The organism is Terrabacter sp. 2RAF25 (genome assembly GCF_052115265.1).
Classification (GTDB): domain Bacteria; phylum Actinomycetota; class Actinomycetes; order Actinomycetales; family Dermatophilaceae; genus Terrabacter.
In genome coordinates, this window is record NZ_JBFRGJ010000003.1 from 438,451 (window position 1) to 455,144 (window position 16,694).

Consider the following 16,694-nt stretch of genomic DNA (forward strand, 5'->3'; position numbering starts at 1 on the left):
CGTCTCGTGACAAACCAGTGCATTCGCGGCTCCGTCGGTGCTCGCGAGAGGCCAGAAGTCGGGCAGGTCACGTCCGGGCGAAGCGTATTTTGCCCCCGTCGAGGCCCACCTCGCGCCCGGTCTCGGCCGCGGCTTCGGGGTCGTGGGTTGCCATGACCACCGTGGAGCCCGCGGCCGCCAGGTCGTGCAGCAGCCCCAGCACCCGCTCACGGTTCGCGTGGTCCAGCTCCGAGGTGGGCTCGTCGGCCAGCAGGACGCGCGGCCGGGACGCGAGCGCCCTCGCCACGGCGACCCGCTGCTGCTGCCCGCCCGAGAGCTCCTCCACCAGGTGGTTTCCGGAGTCCTGGAGGCGGCCTCAGCTGCCAGCCGGATTCGGACGTCTCACTCATCTCGCTGACGGTCGAGCGCATCCTCGAGCCGCTCGAGCTTGCCGTCGAGCTCGCCCGCGAAGCCCGGCCGGATGTCCGCCTTCAGCACGAGCCCGACACGCGGGGAGGTCTGCGCCAGCACGTCGCAGCACGACTTCACGACAGCCATGCACTCGTCCCACTCCCCTTCGATCGTCGTGAACATGGCGTCGGTGCGGTGCGGGAGACCGGAGTCACGCACGACGCGGATGGCACGGGCGACGGCATCGCTCACCGAGCCGGTGTCATCGGCCGCGACGGTGGGGGCGACGGAGAAGGCGATCAGCATGGCCCCAACCGTATGCCGCGCACTCCGTGCCTCGGCCGTCGCCCCGCGCCCTGTCGCCCGCCGGGCCGCCTGCCGTCAGAACGCCTTCTTCATCGAGAGCGCCTCTTCGATGATCTCGAAGCCCAGGTCCTTGTTGATCTGGACCATCCACGGGTTCTGCTCGTCGTTCATGGTCTGGACCGACCGGCGTTCGGGAGCGACGCGTGCGAGCCCGTCGAGGTTCGCGACCTTGACCGCCATGCCGAGCCGGTGGCCGCGGAACTCGGGCAGCACGAGCGTGCCCCACTGGAAGACGATGTCGGGATCGCCGGAAGGCACCGACAGGTCGGTGTAGGCGGCCACGACTCCGCTGTCGCGGTGCACCGCGACAGCGGTGATGATGGTGCGGCCCGTGTCCCGCAGGTGCTCGAGCATCGTCTCGTAGTCCTCGACCGTCTGGGACTCCGGCTCGAACTCGACGTCGCCGGTGGGCGCGTCGAGGATGAGCCGGTTCGACGCGTCGCACACGCCCTGGCGCAGCTCCGCGGGCACGCCCCCGACGTGGACGCTCAGCTCGAACGCGTCGCCCATCGCGTCGGCGGAGCGCTGCCGGTGGTCGTCGAGGACGTCGGCTGCGACCGGGAGCGGGAGGGAGCGCACGATCTCGACGCTCGAGACGGCATACCCACGCTGCAGCGCGAACTCACGGTCGGCGTGGGACTCGCGGTCGCCGACGGGGACGAAGACCTCGCTCAGGAGCATGTCCCGGCCGCCGGCGCGGGCGCGCTCCTCCGACCACTCGAGCAGGGCCGAGCCGACGCCGCGACCGCGGTGCTCCGGGTCGACCTCGAGGTGGTTCCAGCACTTGTCGAGGTTGTCGCGCTCCGGGAAGAAGACCCGCGACCAGCCCACCGGAGAGCCGTCGACGACCGCGACCGCCCCCTCCTCGCGCTCGCCCGGGAACGAGAAGCGCACCATCTTGAGGAACTCGTCCTCGGTGCGCTGGATCGGCTGCACGCGCGAGGTCGCCTCGCTGCGGGTGGCCACGCCGAAGAGCCCTTTGAGCATGACGTCGTCGTCACGGTCGAGCGGGATGATGTCCATGCCTCGACGGTGACACCAGCGCCGTCCGCCCGACAACAGGTTTACGAATGCCGCCCCGCCCCCCGCCGCGTCCGCGGGCCGTCGCGACGTCCCTCGCGACATGCGAAACCCCGTTGCCGCCCCGGCCCTCAGCACCCAACCCGCATCAGACCCGGACTTCCTGTGTTCTCGTGGCCCTGTGGACGGGGGGCACGGGAGCGCCCCCTGCTTGTCGAGAGGCCGCTCGGATGGAGCCCGTCGACGCGGTCCGGAGACTGGGTGGCGCTGCGACCCCAGCCGAGCTGCGGCAGCTCGTCACCAAACGTCACCTGGGACAGGCGGTCGAGCAGGGACGCGTGCTGCGACCTCGTGTCCGGCGCTATGTCCTGCCCGAGGTCGACCGGGCGCGGGCCGTCGCCCATGGGCTCACAGCGGTCTTCTCGTTCTCGCGGGAGTCACGTCACCGATCCGCACGGTCGTCGACTGCGCCCGGCATCTCCCCTTCGACGAGGCCCTCGCCATCGCCGACTCGGCCCGCCGCTGACGCGCAGTTCGGCCCGGCGACCTCGCGCAGGCCGAGGTTCGTGGCCCTGGCGCCCGCGCGTCGTCCGCGTGCTGACAGCCGCGTCGGGCAAGGCGGCCAACCCCTTCGAGTCGGTGCTGAGGGCCATCGCCCTCGACGTGCCAGGGCTCGACGTGCGCCCGCAGATCGGCATAGCGGTGTCCGGCGGCGCGCGTGTCGTGCCCGACCTCGTCGACGCGTCACTCGGAATCGTCCTCGAGGCCGACAGCCACGAGTTCCACACCGGCAGAAAGCAACTGGTGACCGACTGCTGGCGCTACGACGAACTGGTCCTGGGTTCGTGGGACGTCTACCGGTTCGCCTACGAACAGGTCATGTTCCAGCAGGAGTGGGTCCGCTTCGTGCTCGTGCGCGCCGGGGCAAAGGCCCGCGCGACACAGCAACTGCGGGGCGCAACCGCCACGTGAGCACGAAGCCGACCGAAGCCGCTCAGTTCACGTGTCAGGCGGACCGCGCGGACCGAGTCGACCGGACCCTCCCGCTCAGGAACCGAGCTGGTCGACGAGACGGTCGGCGGCGGCATACGGGTCGGTGGTGCCGGCGAGCACCTCGCCAGCCAGGGCCAGAACGCTCTCGCGCCCGCCGAGGTCGCCGAGCCGCGAGCGGAGCGTGGCCAGAGCGATGGTCTCGATCTCGTCGGCCGCGCGACGCTCTCGGCGCCGGGCCAACTCGCCGGTCTCCTCGACGTGGGCCCGGTGCTTGTCGAGCGCCTCCATGACCTCGTCGATGCCGACCTTCTGTGCCGCAACGGTTTTCACCACCGGCGGCCGCCACAGGCCGGGCTCGGTGCGGTCGCCGAGCGAGATCATGTGCCGCAGGTCGCGCACCGTGGCGTCGGCACCGTCGCGGTCGGCCTTGTTGACGACGAAGACGTCGCCGATCTCGAGGATTCCGGCCTTGGCCGCCTGGATGCCGTCGCCCATGCCCGGCGCGAGCAGCACCACCGAGGTGTCGGCGAGCCCTGCGATCTCGACCTCGGACTGTCCGACCCCGACGGTCTCGACGAGCACGACCTGGCAGCCGGCCGCGTCGAGCACGCGGATGGCTTGCGGAGTGGTCCAGGACAGGCCACCGAGGTGTCCGCGCGAGGCCATGGAGCGGATGTAGACCTCAGGGTCGAGGACATGGTCCTGCATGCGGATGCGGTCGCCGAGGAGGGCTCCTCCGGAGAAGGGTGACGACGGGTCGACGGCAAGGACGCCGACGCGCAGGCCTCGTTCACGGAAGGCACCGACAAGTGCCGTCGTCGTCGTCGACTTGCCGACGCCCGGCGAGCCCGTGAGACCGATGACCCACGCCGAACCGGCATGTGGCGCAAGGGCGGCCATCACCTCACGCAGCGCGGGGTGGCCGTCCTCGACGAGGGAGATGAGACGCGCCACGGCGCGCGGCGAACCCGCCCTGGCCGACTCGACCAGGGCGGGGACGTCGACGGATCGGCGTGCCACGCGGCTGTGGAGAGGTGCGCGTCAGGCGGACGCAGGCACGCGGACGATGAGGGCGTCGCCCTGGCCACCGCCGCCACAGAGGGCGGCCGCGCCGACACCGCCACCTCGGCGCTTGAGCTCGAGGGCGAGGTGGAGCGCGATGCGCGCGCCGGACATGCCGATCGGGTGGCCGAGCGCGATGGCCCCACCGTTGACGTTGACCTTCTCGACGTCGATGCCGAGCTCCTTGGCGGACGCGAGACCGACGGCCGCGAACGCCTCGTTGATCTCGACGAGGTCGAGGTCTGCGGGCGTGATGCCCTCCTTCTCGCATGCCCGCGCGATCGCCCGTGCCGGCTGCTGCTGCAGCGTGGAGTCGGGGCCGGCCACGACGCCGTGAGCGCCGATCTCGGCGATCCACGTCAGGCCGAGCTCCTCGGCCTTCGCCTTGCTCATGACGACGACCGCAGCGGCACCGTCGGAGATCTGCGAGGCCGACCCGGCCGTGATCGTGCCGTCCTTGCTGAACGCCGGGCGAAGCCCCGAGAGCGAGGCCGCCGTGGTGTCGGCCCGGATGCCCTCGTCGTTCTTGAACTCGATCGGGTCGCCCTTGCGCTGCGGGATCGAGACGGAGACGACCTCGTCGTCGAAGAGACCGTCCTTCCAGGCCTTGGCGGCGAGCTGGTGCGAGCGAGCGGAGAACTCGTCCTGCTCCTCGCGCGTGAACGCCTGCGAGCCGGTGTTGGCCTGCTCGGTGAGCAGCCCCATGGCCTGGTCGGTGAAGGCGTCCCAGAGACCGTCGAAGGCCATGTGGTCGCGCATCGTGACGTCGCCGTACTTGTAGCCCTCGCGCGACTTCGTCATCAGGTGCGGCGCGTTGGTCATCGACTCCTGCCCGCCGGCGACGACGACGTCGAACTCGCCGGCGCGGATGAGCTGGTCGGCCATCGCGATGGCGTTGATGCCGGAGAGGCAGACCTTGTTGATGGTCAGGGCCGGGACGGTCATCGGGATGCCGGCGGCGTGCGCTGCCTGGCGGGCTGGGATCTGGCCGGCGCCGGCCTGCAGCACCTGGCCCATGATGACGTACTCGACCTGCTCGGGGGCGACGCCCGCCTTCTCGAGAGCACCCTTGATGGCGACGCCACCGAGGTCCGATCCGGAGAAGTCCTTGAGCGAGCCGAGCAGCCGACCCATGGGGGTGCGGGCGCCCGCGACGATCACGGAGGTGGGACGGTCAGCAGTCATGGGTGAAGCCTCTTCCGACGTCATTGGGGATGTCGCCGTCAACTCTAGCCGCGCCCCGCGAGGCCCCCGGACCAGCATGACCAAGCGCACACGGCATACCCCGGCCGTATGCCGTGTGGCCGCCCTACGTTGGGAGCATGAGCGCCACTCCGGACCCCCTCTTCACCCACATCGACCACGTCGGCATCGCCGTGCCCGACCTCGACGCGGCCATCGCGTTCTACGAGGAGAAGTACGGCATGACGATGCTCCACGAGGAGACGAACGACGAGCAGGGCGTCCGCGAGGCGATGATGGGCGTCGGCGACTCCGGGTCGTGCATCCAGCTGCTCGCACCCCTTTCGCCCGAGTCGACGATCGCCAAGTTCCTCGACCGCAGCGGTCCGGGCATGCAGCAGCTCGCCTACCGCGTCAGCGACATCGACGACGTGTGCGCGACGCTGCGCGAGCGCGGCCTGCGGCTGCTCTATGACACCCCGAAGCGCGGCACGAGCAACAGCCGCGTCAACTTCATCCACCCGAAGGACGCCGGCGGCGTCCTCGTCGAGCTCGTCGAGCCCGCGGCGGCTGCCGGCCACTGACTCCGCGGGCTCAACGGGGTGTGCCGCCCGCGACGAGGTCCTGCACCGGCACGCCCACGAGCCGCCGGCGTCGCAGGCTCTCGAGCATCGTGGGCAGCGCCGCCAGGGTGCGCGACCGGTCGATGTCCTGGGGGTTGGGCCCGACCACGCGTCCACCGTCGTGCGCGAGCACGATGTCACCGGCCCGGAGGCGCGCACCCACCTCCTCGCCTGCGGCGACCGGACCGTCGTGCAGCGAGGACTCGAGGCAGGCCGTCCAGAAGACCGACCGCAGCCCGAGGTCGCTCGTGCAGCGGGCGACGGTGCGTGACGTCCAGCCGCGGGGTGGGCGCGCGAGCTGCCCGCCCTGGCGGTCGTACGCCGCCACCGCCTCTCGTCCTCGGGTGAGCTGGTCGGTCACTGTCGCAGCGTCGACCCGGTCGAGCCAGAGGTGGTCGTGCGTGTGGTTCGAGAGGCGGTGCCCCTCGGCGACGATGCGTCGCGCGAGGTCGGGGTGCGCCTCGACGTTGCTGCCGACTGCGAAGAACGTCGCCCGGCAGCCGTACGCGTGCAGCACGTCGAGCACGTCGGGCGTCCAGCGCGGGTCGGGCCCGTCGTCGAAGGTGAGCGCGACCCAGCGTCGCGTGGTGCTCACCCGCGTGATTCCCCGCGGGTCGACGTCGTGCCGGAGCGCTGGGCTGTCGGTCTCACGCCCGGGTCCGCCCGGGTGCAGGGCCTCGTCGACCCGTGGCCACGCGACGAGCGCACAGAGGCCCGCGACGCCGAGCACGACCGAGCGGCGCGACACCGCGGCGAAAGCATCCACCTGTGCCACGCCGCCAGTGTGGCCCAGAGTCGGCGCCACCGCGCCGGAACCGCGTCAGAACCCGCCGGGGTCGCTCGCGACGCGAGCCCGGCGGGACACGAGCACCCAGGCGGCCCCGGCCAGCCACGGGTAGGCGGGCCAGAGGGTGGCCCTCTCGAAGGCTCCCACCCACGAGCCCGCTCCGAGGCGCGCCCCGAACGCAGCCGCGGCACCGAGGGTCATCGCTCCGACGGAGACCCCGGACCCCGCCAGCCACCGACGGGGGGGCCTCGAACGCCCGAGAGCCACACCCGTGACGACCAGGGCGAGGGGTTGGAGCACGAAGACGGGGAGGGCCAGTGCTGCGTGCAGCCCGGGCACGACGTCGACCGGGGCCAGCCCGACGGCCGCCGCGGCGGTACCGGACACGACCCAGAGGCCGCACGCCGCCGTGCCCCAGCCGCCTCCACCGACCAGCGGACGCACCAGCACGGCCCCAACGGCGCGGAGCACACCGAAGACGACGAAGGCGGTGTCGAGCCCGACCGGAGCGGCGGAGCAGACCTCGACGAGTGAGCCCTCGTGGCCCGGCGCGCAGCCGAGCTGCCCGAGAGCGCTGATCGTGTCGTCGCGCAGGCTGTAGGAGGACGACGCGGCGGCGGCCACGACGAGCTCGATCACGAGGTAGAACGGCTGGACGAGCCAGCACGCCGCACCCACCGTCGTCCTTCGCACCGCCCGACCGTAGCCCGTGACTCACGTCACCTGTGGTGGGAGTCTCAGAAGTACTCATCGGTACGGGGGCCGTCGCTACGTTCGGCGGGAGGAGTCAATGCCTCGACACTGCCTCGAACCACCAATGACGCTGCGACGTAAGGACCTTCAATGCAGGCCATCCGCGACGCCATCCTCTCCGGCGACCGCACCCAGGAGACCTACGCGACCATCGAGATCCCGAAGACGTATCGGGGCGCCACCGTCCACAAGGACGAGGTCGGGATGTTCGAGGGGATCGCCACCCGCGACAAGGACCCACGCAAGTCGCTGCACATCGACGAGGTGCCGGTGCCCGAGCTCGCGCCCGGCGAGGCCCTCGTGGCCGTGATGGCGAGTGCCATCAACTACAACACCGTGTGGACCTCCATCTTCGAGCCGGTCTCGACGTTCGGCTTCCTCGAGCGCTACGGCCGCACGTCGGAGTTCGCCAAGCGCCACGACCTGCCCTACCACGTCGTCGGCTCGGACCTCGCCGGCGTCGTGCTCCGCACCGGCCCCGGCGTGACGAAGTGGAAGCCGGGCACCGAGGTCGTGGCCCACTGCCTCTCGGTCGAGCTCGAGGACGCCGAGGGCCACAACGACACGATGATGGACCCCCAGCAGCGCATCTGGGGCTTCGAGACGAACTTCGGCGGCCTGGCCGAGCTCGCGGTCGTCAAGGCCAACCAGCTCATGCCCAAGCCCGGCCACCTGTCGTGGGAGGAGGCGGCCTCGCCCGGCCTGGTGAACTCGACGGCCTACCGCCAGCTCATCAGCAAGAACGGCGCTGCCATGAAGCTCGGCGACCGCGTGCTCATCTGGGGCGCTTCGGGCGGCCTCGGGTCGTACGCCACGCAGATGGCCCTCGCCGGCGGCGCGACCCCGATCTGCGTCGTCTCCTCTCCGGAGAAGGCCGAGATCTGCCGCTCGATGGGAGCCGAGCTGATCATCGACCGCAACGCCGAGGGCTACCGGTTCTGGAACGCCGAGGGCACCGAGCAGGACCCCCGCGAGTGGCAGCGGCTCGGCAAGAAGATCCGAGAGCTGACCGGCGGCTACGACGTCGACATCGTCTTCGAGCACCCGGGCCGCGAGACCTTCGGTGCGAGCGTCTACGTCGCGCGCAAGGGCGGCACCATCGTCACCTGTGCCTCGACGTCGGGCTACATGCACGAGTACGACAACCGCTACCTCTGGATGAACCTCAAGCGCATCGTCAGCTCGCACTTCGCCAACTACCGCGAGGCGTGGGAGGCCAACGAGCTCGTCAACCGGGGCCTGATCCACCCGACCCTCTCACGGACGTACACCCTCGACGAGGTCGGCCAGGCCGCGCTCGACGTCCACCAGAACGCTCATCAGGGCAAGGTCGGCGTGCTCACCCTCGCCCCCGAGGCAGGGCTCGGCATCACCGACCCCGACAAGCGCGCCGGCTTCGAGAAGGCGATCAACCGTTTCGCGAACCAGTAGACGGGACCGCGCGTCCGGGCCGGCGTCACCAGCCTGACGTAGGCTCGCCGTCGTGAGCATCTGGGGACGCTGGGCGCGCTACCGGCGCGCCCAGCGTGCCCGGATGGACGGCTTCCTGGCCCGCGACCTCGGCTTCGACTCGCACGCCGACGAGCCGGCACACGACTCGCCACCGCGCGGGCAGGACGACCCGGCGCGGGGCGACCTCCTCGCCGAGACGCTGCCGCTCGGTCCGAAAGAGGGAGCAGCCGAAGCGGACGCATCCCGGACCAGCTCATCTGCGAGCTCGGAGGCCGGCTCAGAAGCCCGCTCGACGACAGGCTCGGAGGCGGACCGGGGCGCGGGCTCGAGCGCCGACGGGAGCCCCGAAAGCAGGCGACCCAAGGGCGCACGCCGCGACTTCGGCCCGAGCGGCATCCCCTTCAACCGGCAGTCGCCGTTCTACGTCGGCTTCGTCGGCGCCGTCGGCGTGCTCACCGCGTATGCCGTGGTGCAGGCGGTCGGGCGCCTCGGCACCGTCATCTCCCTGCTCGTCATCTCCTTCTTCCTCACCCTGTCGCTCAACCCGCTCGTCGAGGCCCTGACCCGGCGGCGGGTCTCGCGCGGGTGGGCCGTCACCATCGTCTTCCTCGGCGTGCTCGCGGTGTTCACGCTCGTCGGCTGGGTCGTCATCCCGCCGGTGGCCGAGCAGGGCAGCGAGCTGGCCACCAACGCGCCGCGAATGTTCGACAACCTGCTCGCCAACCCGTGGGTGCAGGAGGTCGACCACCGCTACCAGCTCGTCCAGCGCATCCAGGAGGAGGTCAACCGCCGCGTCGCCGACGGCAACCTGTGGGCCGGCATCTTCGGCGGCGTGCTCGACGCCGGCAAGCTCATCGCGTCGGGTGTCTTCAGCGTGCTGACGGTGCTCGTCCTCACCCTCTACTTCCTCGCCTCGCTCCCGGCGGTCAAGCACGCGGCATACGCCCTCGTCCCGGCGAGCCGTCGCCCGCGCACGGTCTCGCTCTCCGAGGAGGTCATGCGACGCGTCGGGTCGTACGCCATCGGGCAGGTCGTCGTCGCGGCGATCAACGCGTTCTGCGCCTGGATCATGATGAGCCTCATCGGCCTGAGGTTTGCCGCCGTCCTCGCCGTCGCGGTCGGCTTCCTCGGGCTCGTGCCCATGGTCGGTGCGACCCTGGGCGCGTCGGTCGTGGCGATCGTGGCCTTCTTCGACGAGCCGAAGAAGGCGCTCATCGTCATCATCTACTTCGTCGTCTACCAGCAGATCGAGAACTACGCCGTGATGCCGCGCATCATGCAGCGCACCGTGGCCGTCCCAGGCGCGGTCACGGTCGTCGCGGCCCTCGCCGGCGGCACGCTGCTCGGCATCCTCGGCGCGCTGCTCGCGATCCCGTTCGCGGCGGGGGCGCTGCTGCTCTACGAGGAGGTGCTGGTCCCCCGGCAGCGCCGGCACTGACGTGGCAGGCTCGACGGCATGACGTTCTCTACGACGTTCGCCCACGACGTCATCGCCCAACCGGCCAAGGCCCAGCTCGAGTCGTTCATCGACGAGCACCGCACGGCGCTCCGTGCGACCCTCGAGGGGCTGAGCGAGGAAGAGGTCAGGCGCTCCCTCGTGCCCTCGGCCACCACGCTGCTCGGACTCGTCAAGCACGCGACCTACGTCGAGAAGGTGTGGTTCGACCACGCGGTGACGGGCCGCAGCCGGGCCGAGATCGGCATCCCCGAGGACTCGAGCGAGTCGTTCCGACTCACCGAGTCCGACACGGTCGACTCGGTGTCACGCGCCCACCACGACGCGTGCGAGGCCTCACGACGGGCGACCGAGTCCCTCGCGCTCGAGGACGTCCTGCCGGGCCACCGGCTCGGCCCGCTGCCGTTGCGCTGGGTCTTCCTCCACCTGCTGCGCGAGCTCGCCCAGCATTGCGGACACGCGGACATCCTGCGCGAGCAGGTCCTCGCCGCGCGGCCCTGACGCGGGTCGGCGATCGACGACCACGGGCAGGTCGATGACATCGAACGAGTGAGGTCGCTCAGCGATACGCGTTGCCCGGGGGCCGGGCGTCGCGCTTCTGCCAGCATCCCGTGTGCCAGTGCCGCCGGTCGCCGAGCCCGCCGACGCCCTCGGCCGGCCACACGACGACGTGCGGCACGCCGGGGGTGACGTCCTGCTGGCACCCGGGGCAGAGGTACGCCCGGGTGGCGGACGCACCACTCACCGCGCGCACCGTCCAGCGCGTGCCGGCATACGTCTCCTCGCGCGTCGCCCCGCCCTGGATGCGCGTCACGTCGAGGGGGACGTGCTCGCGCGCGTGCTTGCTGGGTCGGCGTCGCGAGGGCATGGCTCCAGCGTAGGTGTCAGGCGTAGGTGCGGAACCCACGCCCCGTCTTGCGTCCGAGGTAGCCGGCGGTGACGAGGTGCTCGAGGAGCGGTGCGGGCGCGTAGCCGCGCTCACGGAACTCGAGGTAGAGCTCGCGCTCGATGGCGAGCGACACGTCGAGACCGACGACGTCGAGCAGCTCGAACGGTCCCATCGGCAGGCCGCAGCCGGTCTTCATCGCGGTGTCGATGTCGTCGGCCGTCGAGTAGTTGGCCTCGAGCATCTTCACGGCGTCGTTGAGGTAGGGGAAGAGCAGCGCGTTGACGATGAAGCCGGCCCGGTCACCGCACGTCACGGCGTGCTTGCCGATGGTCGAGCAGAGTGCCTGCACGGTGGCGACGACGTCGGGCGCGGTGGAGACCGTGTGCACGACCTCGACGAGCCTCATCACCTGGGCCGGGTTGAAGAAGTGCATGCCGATGACGTCCTGCGGCCGCTTCGTCGCGGCCGCGCACTCGACGACGGGCAGCGAGCTCGTCGTCGTCGCGAGGATCGCGCCCGGCCGGCAGATCTCGTCGAGGTTCTCGAAGAGCGCGCGCTTGACCGTGAGGTCCTCGACGACGGCCTCGACGACGAGGTCGACCTGGGCGAGGTCGTCGAGGCGCGTCGTGCCGGTCACGCGGGCCAGCGCCGCGTCGCGCTCCTCCTCGGTGGACTTGCCGCGCTGCACGGCCTTCTCGAGGCTCTTCGCGAGCGCCGCACGCACCGCCTCGACCTTGGCCTCGCTGCGGGCCACGAACGTCACATCGAGTCCGGCCTTGGCGAAGACCTCGACCATGCCGGTGGCCATGGTGCCGGAACCGACGACACCGACGGTGCGGATCGACCGGGTGCCCTCGGCGCCCACGTGGGCACCCGTCGGCGTCAGGGCGTCGTCGACGACCTGCGAGCTGCCGGGCTCGGCGTAGGTGTAGAAGCCGCGACCGCTCTTGCGGCCCTTGAGCCCGGCACTGACCATCTGCTTGATGATCGGGCTCGGGGCGTGCAGCCGGTCGCGCCCCTGCTTGTACATCGTGTCGAGGATCTCGTACGCGGTGTCGAGACCGATGAGGTCCATCAGCGCGAGCGGGCCCATCGGGTAGCCGCAGCCGAGCTTCATCGCGGCGTCGATGTCCTCGCGCGTCGCGTAGCGGCTCTCGTACATCGACACCGCGTGGTTGAGGTAGCCGAAGAGCAGGGCGTTGGCGATGAAGCCGGCCTTGTCGCCGACGATGACCGGCTTCTTGCCGAGGCGCTCGGCGAGCGCCTTGACGTCCTCGAAGATCTCGTCGCTGGTGATGACCGTCTTGATGACCTCGACGAACTGGAGCACCGGGGCGGGGTTGAAGAAGTGCATGCCGACGACGCGCTTGGGGTTGATCGTGGCGACGGCGATCTCGGTGACGGGCAGCGAGCTCGTGTTGGTCGCGAGGATCGCGTCGTCGCTGACGATCGTGTCGAGCCGGCCGAAGATGTCCTTCTTGAGGTCGAGGTGCTCGGGCACGGCCTCGACGACGAGCTGGCACTCCTTGAGGTCGGCCATGTCGCTCGTGAACTGCACGCGGTCGTGCAGCGCGGCCTGGTCGTCCGCGCTGAGCTTGCCGCGGGAGACCGCCCGGTCGGTCGAGTGCTGGAGCACCCCCTTGCCCTTCTCGACCGCCTCGTCGGTGACCTCGACCGCGACGACGTCGATGCCGTTGCGTGCGAAGACCTCGACGATGCCGGCACCCATGGTGCCGAGTCCGATGACGCCAACCTTGGTGAACTCACGAGCCATGGGCGAAAGTCTCCCAGAGGGCGTATGCCGCCCACACCCGTCCCCGGGGTGACGCTCCCCACGCCGGCTGCGCGCCACCCGTCGCCACCTCCTCTAGGGTGGTCCGGTGCGTCTCGTCATTGCCCGCTGCAGCGTCGACTACGACGGTCGGCTCACGGCCCATCTCCCGCTCGCGACACGGCTGCTCCTCGTCAAGTCCGACGGCTCGGTGCTCGTCCACAGCGACGGCGGCTCCTACAAGCCGCTCAACTGGATGTCACCCCCGTGCACCATGGCGGAGGTCGAGCCCGACGAGACCCAGGGCGGCGAGGGGGTCGTGGCGGTGTGGCGGGTGCAGCACGCAAAGAGCGAGGACCGCCTGACCGTGCTCATCCACGAGGTGCTGCACGACTCGGAGCACGAGCTCGGCGTCGACCCCGGTCTCGTCAAGGACGGCGTCGAGGCGCACCTGCAGAAGCTGCTCGCCGAGCACATCCACACCCTCGGCCACGGATACTCGCTCGTGCGCCGCGAGTACATGACGGCCATCGGCCCGGTCGACATCCTCGCCAAGGACTCGGCCGGCGTCAGCGTCGCGGTCGAGATCAAGCGCCGCGGCGAGATCGACGGCGTCGAGCAGCTGACCCGCTACCTCGAGCTGATGAACCGCGACCCGCACCTCGCGCCGGTGACGGGCGTCTTCGCCGCCCAGCAGATCAAGCCGCAGGCCCGCACCCTCGCCGAGGACCGCGGCATCCGCTGCGTCGTGCTCGACTACGACGCCCTCAAGGGCATCGACGACGCAGAGTCCCGCCTCTTCTGACAACCGCTGGCGTATGCCGCCTGGCCGGGCCGCGCCGTCAGCGACCGACCCAGCGGGACCGGATCTCGGGCGGCAGCTTCTCGACCGCGAGCCGCACGGCCGGCCTCGGCATGGCATCCGCGTGGCCCTCGAGGAAGGTGACCAGCCGATCGCGGTCTCGCTCGCCGGCGTGCTTGAGGAAGATGCCGACCGGCTTGTGCACCAACGGATCCGGGTCGGCGTGGAGCGTATCGGCGATCTCGTAGCCGGCCTCGACGTCGGGGCTGTCGAGGAAGCCGAGGGGCGCTGTCATCGCGGTGCGTCGTCGAAGCGGGTCGGCCGATCCGGCCAGGTCGCGCAGGAGCTGCTTGTCCTTGCCCACGAGCCACCCGCCGACGACCCGTGGCGCTGCGCGGTCGACCATGTCCCACGACGTGATCGCGTGGTGGTGGCCGAGGTAGGTGCGAGCCAGCGTGCCGCGTTCGTGCCCGCCCGTGCGCTTGCGTCGCGCCTTGAAGTCGAGGATGCAGAACGCCGCCAGACGGGCCTCGTACGCCGGGTGGGCGAGCAGCCGCTGGACCTCGGCCAGCGGCATCCCGGTGCTCGACTTCGCGATCGCGAACAGTGTGCCCATGCGCACGCCGATGGCCGTCTCACCGTCGGCGAGGCGCGACCGCACCTTGGCCAGGTCTGCCTCGGTGCGCTCCTGCTCGAGCTGCGCGACGACCGCCGCTGCCGTTGACGCGGAAGTTGACGCTGCCGTCGACGCAGCCGCCATCAGGTCAGTCCCTCGATGGGCACTCGGGTGGTGCCGTCGGCGTCGACGAGCAGCATCACGGGGTCAGTGTCGGCACCGCCCCGCACGACGACGATGCACTCGCCACGGTGCCGGTCGACGAGCTCGCCGAAGCCCTCGGAGCCGTCGTGGAGGTCACCGTGGCCGAGGTGCGAGGGCACCCCGAGGTCGTCGGCCAGGGTCTCGACCGGGCCGGTGTCGGGCACGTCGTCGGCGGCATACACCGCCTGGACCTTCTCGAGGTGGATCGCCGACGCGAGCCACGCGACGTCGGAGAGCCCCGGGGGGTTGACCACGACGATCCGTGCGGCGCACTGCAGGTCGCTCATGCCCCGACGCTACGCCAGTCAGGCCGGTGCGGTCTCGAGCGGCGCGAGTCCGCGGGCGGCCCGGATCACCCCGACCATCTCGCCCATGATGTCGTTGAGCCCGAAGTCCTTCGGGGTGAAGACCATCGCGACCCCGGCAGCCTTGAGGGCGGCTGCGTCGGACTCGGGGATGATGCCCCCGACGATGACGGGCAGGTCGGCCGCACCGGCCTCCGCGAGGCCTCTGAGCACCTCTGGCACGAGCTCCATGTGCGAGCCGCTGAGGATCGAGAGACCGACGAGGTGGACGTCCTCGGCGACCGCGGCGGAGACGATCTGCTCCGGAGTGAGGCGGATGCCCTGGTAGACGACCTCGAAGCCGGCGTCGCGGGCCCGCACCGCGACCTGCTCGGCGCCGTTGCTGTGGCCGTCGAGCCCCGGCTTGCCGACGAGGATGCGCAGCTTCTCGCCGAGGTCGTCGCCCGTGCGGGCGACGAGGTCGCGGACTCTGGCCAGGGCGTCACCGGGCTCGCTCGAGCCGACACCCACCGAGCCCGAAACGCCTGTGGGAGCGCGGTACTCACCGAACTGCTCGCGCAGGGCCCCGGCCCACTCCCCCGTCGTGACCTCTGCCCGAGCGCACTCGAGCGACGCTGCCATGAGGTTGGTGCCGGAGGCTGCGTCGGACCTCAGCCGGTCGAGCGCGACCGCTGCTCGGTCGCGTCGCGCAGGGTCGGCGTCACGCGACTCGCGCCACACGCGTACGGCCTCGGCGGCCGCTCGCTCGACGCCGGCGTCGACGGTCTGGATCGCGGTGTCGAGGTCGGCGGTCAGCGGGTTGGGCTCGGTCGTCTCGAACTTGTTGAGACCGACGATGACGGACTCACCGGCCTCGATGCGGCGGCGCCGCTCGGCGTGCGAGGCGACGAGCGCGGACTTCATGTAGCCCGACTCGACCGCCGCGACCGCGCCGCCCATCTCGTCGATGCGCGCCATCTCGGCCCTGGCCCCGGCCACCAGCTCGGCCACCTTGCCCTCGACCACGACGGAGCCCGCGAAGAGGTCGTCGTACTCGAGCAGGTCGGACTCGTAGGCGAGCACCTGCTGCATGCGCAGGCTCCACTGCTGGTCCCACGGCCGCGGCAGGCCGAGCGCCTCGTTCCACGCGGGCAGCTGGATGGCGCGGGCCCGCGCGTCCTTGGAGAGGGTCACGGCGAGCATCTCGAGGACGATGCGCTGGACGTTGTTCTCGGGCTGCGCCTCGGTGAGGCCGAGGCTGTTGACCTGCACGCCGTAGCGGAAGCGACGCGCCTTGGGGTCGGTCACGCCGTAGCGGTCACGGGTCAGCTCGTCCCACAGCTCGACGAAGGCGCGCATCTTGCACATCTCCTCGACGAACCGCACACCGGCGTTGACGAAGAAGGAGATCCGCGCGACGACGCTCGCGAACTCGTCGGCGGGCACCTGCCCCGAGTCGCGCACCGCGTCGAGCACCGCGACCGCGGTGGACATGGCGTACGCGATCTCCTGCACGGGGGTGGCACCCGCCTCCTGCAGGTGGTAGCTGCAGATGTTGATGGGATTCCACTTCGGGATCTCGCGCACCGTGTAGGCGACCATGTCGGTGATGAGCCGCAGCGAGGGAGCCGGCGGAAAGACGTAGGTGCCCCGCGAGAGGTACTCCTTGATGATGTCGTTCTGGGTGGTGCCGGCGAGGGCGTGCACCCACTCGGCCGGGTCGTCACCCGCGGCCTCGGCCTGGCGTTCGGCGGCCACCTGGTAGAGCGCGAGCAGCCACATCGCAGTCGCGTTGATCGTCATCGACGTGTTCATCTCGCGCAGCGGGATCGCGTCGAAGAGCGCCTCCATGTCGCCGATGTGGCTGACCGGCACGCCGACCTTGCCGACCTCTCCGCGCGAGAGCACGTGGTCGGGGTCGTAGCCGGTCTGGGTCGGCAGGTCGAAGGCGACAGACAGGCCGGTCTGGCCCTTGGCGAGGTTGCGGCGGTAGAGCGCGTTGCTGGCAGCGGCACTCGAGTGGCCGGCATACGTGCGCATCACC

Annotated in this window: 18 protein-coding genes; 6 read left to right on the forward strand and 12 right to left on the reverse strand. The window is 70.8% G+C overall.

All coding sequences use genetic code 11. The features are described 5' to 3' along the window. Window positions 1-67 precede the first annotated feature (67 nt). The 3 genes from AB4091_RS10985 to AB4091_RS10995 all read right to left on the reverse strand — a co-directional run bounded on the left by AB4091_RS10985 (window position 68) and on the right by AB4091_RS10995 (window position 1,779). Window positions 68-325, reverse strand: coding sequence for an ATP-binding cassette domain-containing protein (locus tag AB4091_RS10985; RefSeq protein ID WP_442291781.1), 258 nt, complete (start codon window positions 323-325; stop codon window positions 68-70). 56 nt (window positions 326-381) lie between these two features. Further along, complete coding sequence (locus AB4091_RS10990; protein WP_442291782.1) at window positions 382-696, reverse strand: thiamine-binding protein; 315 nt, start codon at window positions 694-696, stop codon at window positions 382-384. A 75-nt stretch (window positions 697-771) separates the two neighbouring features. Next, window positions 772-1,779 carry a GNAT family N-acetyltransferase gene (locus AB4091_RS10995; RefSeq protein ID WP_442291783.1) on the reverse strand — a complete coding sequence of 336 codons (1,008 nt, stop codon included), beginning with the start codon at window positions 1,777-1,779 and terminating at the stop codon, window positions 772-774. 591 nt (window positions 1,780-2,370) lie between these two features. Here AB4091_RS10995 and AB4091_RS11000 point away from each other — a divergent pair. Continuing rightward, entirely contained in the window at window positions 2,371-2,748 is a 378-nt protein-coding gene (locus AB4091_RS11000; RefSeq protein WP_442291784.1) for a hypothetical protein, read from the forward strand. A 75-nt stretch (window positions 2,749-2,823) separates the two neighbouring features. Here AB4091_RS11000 and meaB read toward each other — a convergent pair whose 3' ends face one another. Both meaB and AB4091_RS11010 read right to left on the reverse strand, forming a co-directional pair. Then, a complete protein-coding gene (gene meaB, locus AB4091_RS11005) occupies window positions 2,824-3,789 on the reverse strand; it encodes a methylmalonyl Co-A mutase-associated GTPase MeaB (protein WP_442291785.1) in 966 nt (321 codons plus the stop codon). A 21-nt stretch (window positions 3,790-3,810) separates the two neighbouring features. Continuing rightward, the gene (locus AB4091_RS11010) at window positions 3,811-5,016 is read right to left on the reverse strand and encodes an acetyl-CoA C-acetyltransferase (RefSeq protein WP_442291786.1); all 1,206 of its coding nucleotides are present in this window, start codon (window positions 5,014-5,016) and stop codon (window positions 3,811-3,813) included. 137 nt (window positions 5,017-5,153) lie between these two features. Here AB4091_RS11010 and mce point away from each other — a divergent pair, with 137 nt between their 5' ends. Further along, complete coding sequence (mce, locus tag AB4091_RS11015) at window positions 5,154-5,597, forward strand: methylmalonyl-CoA epimerase (RefSeq protein WP_442291787.1); 444 nt, start codon at window positions 5,154-5,156, stop codon at window positions 5,595-5,597. A gap of 10 nt (window positions 5,598-5,607) precedes the next feature. Here mce and AB4091_RS11020 read toward each other — a convergent pair whose 3' ends face one another. Next, window positions 5,608-6,411 carry a polysaccharide deacetylase family protein gene (locus AB4091_RS11020; protein WP_442291788.1) on the reverse strand — a complete coding sequence of 268 codons (804 nt, stop codon included), beginning with the start codon at window positions 6,409-6,411 and terminating at the stop codon, window positions 5,608-5,610. Window positions 6,412-6,456: 45 nt separating this feature from the next. Then, a complete protein-coding gene (locus AB4091_RS11025; protein WP_442291789.1) occupies window positions 6,457-7,116 on the reverse strand; it encodes a DUF998 domain-containing protein in 660 nt (219 codons plus the stop codon). A gap of 150 nt (window positions 7,117-7,266) precedes the next feature. On the opposite strand from AB4091_RS11025, the gene ccrA reads away from it, so the two are divergent. The 3 genes from ccrA to AB4091_RS11040 are packed head-to-tail and all read left to right on the forward strand — an operon-like array spanning window position 7,267 to window position 10,585. Then, window positions 7,267-8,607, forward strand: a complete 1,341-nt coding sequence (gene ccrA, locus AB4091_RS11030) for a crotonyl-CoA carboxylase/reductase (RefSeq protein ID WP_442291790.1) — start codon at window positions 7,267-7,269, stop codon at window positions 8,605-8,607. Window positions 8,608-8,659: 52 nt separating this feature from the next. Further along, window positions 8,660-10,066 carry an AI-2E family transporter gene (locus tag AB4091_RS11035; protein WP_442291791.1) on the forward strand — a complete coding sequence of 469 codons (1,407 nt, stop codon included), beginning with the start codon at window positions 8,660-8,662 and terminating at the stop codon, window positions 10,064-10,066. An 18-nt stretch (window positions 10,067-10,084) separates the two neighbouring features. Next, on the forward strand, window positions 10,085-10,585 hold the full coding sequence (locus AB4091_RS11040; RefSeq protein WP_442291792.1) for a DinB family protein: 501 nt from the start codon (window positions 10,085-10,087) through the stop codon (window positions 10,583-10,585). A gap of 58 nt (window positions 10,586-10,643) precedes the next feature. Here AB4091_RS11040 and AB4091_RS11045 read toward each other — a convergent pair whose 3' ends face one another. Together AB4091_RS11045 and AB4091_RS11050 are read right to left on the reverse strand one after the other, a co-directional pair. Next, complete coding sequence (locus tag AB4091_RS11045; RefSeq protein WP_442291793.1) at window positions 10,644-10,952, reverse strand: hypothetical protein; 309 nt, start codon at window positions 10,950-10,952, stop codon at window positions 10,644-10,646. Between the two features lie 16 nt (window positions 10,953-10,968). After that, window positions 10,969-12,747, reverse strand: a complete 1,779-nt coding sequence (locus AB4091_RS11050) for a 3-hydroxyacyl-CoA dehydrogenase family protein (protein WP_442291794.1) — start codon at window positions 12,745-12,747, stop codon at window positions 10,969-10,971. Window positions 12,748-12,853: 106 nt separating this feature from the next. Between AB4091_RS11050 and nucS the strand changes: the two genes are divergently transcribed. After that, window positions 12,854-13,549 (forward strand): endonuclease NucS, encoded by a 696-nt coding sequence (gene nucS, locus AB4091_RS11055; RefSeq protein ID WP_442291795.1) that lies wholly within the window; start codon window positions 12,854-12,856, stop codon window positions 13,547-13,549. Between the two features lie 37 nt (window positions 13,550-13,586). On the opposite strand, the gene AB4091_RS11060 is transcribed toward nucS, so the two are convergent. From AB4091_RS11060 to AB4091_RS11070, 3 genes are read right to left on the reverse strand one after another with little or no spacing between them, the layout of a single operon-like run. Further along, a complete protein-coding gene (locus AB4091_RS11060) occupies window positions 13,587-14,306 on the reverse strand; it encodes a DNA alkylation repair protein (RefSeq protein ID WP_442291796.1) in 720 nt (239 codons plus the stop codon). Further along, entirely contained in the window at window positions 14,306-14,653 is a 348-nt protein-coding gene (locus tag AB4091_RS11065; protein WP_442291797.1) for a hypothetical protein, read from the reverse strand. Before AB4091_RS11065 ends, AB4091_RS11060 begins: the two co-directional genes overlap by 1 nt. An 18-nt stretch (window positions 14,654-14,671) precedes the next feature. Next, window positions 14,672-16,690 carry a protein meaA gene (locus AB4091_RS11070; RefSeq protein ID WP_442291944.1) on the reverse strand — a complete coding sequence of 673 codons (2,019 nt, stop codon included), beginning with the start codon at window positions 16,688-16,690 and terminating at the stop codon, window positions 14,672-14,674. Window positions 16,691-16,694 lie beyond the last annotated feature (4 nt).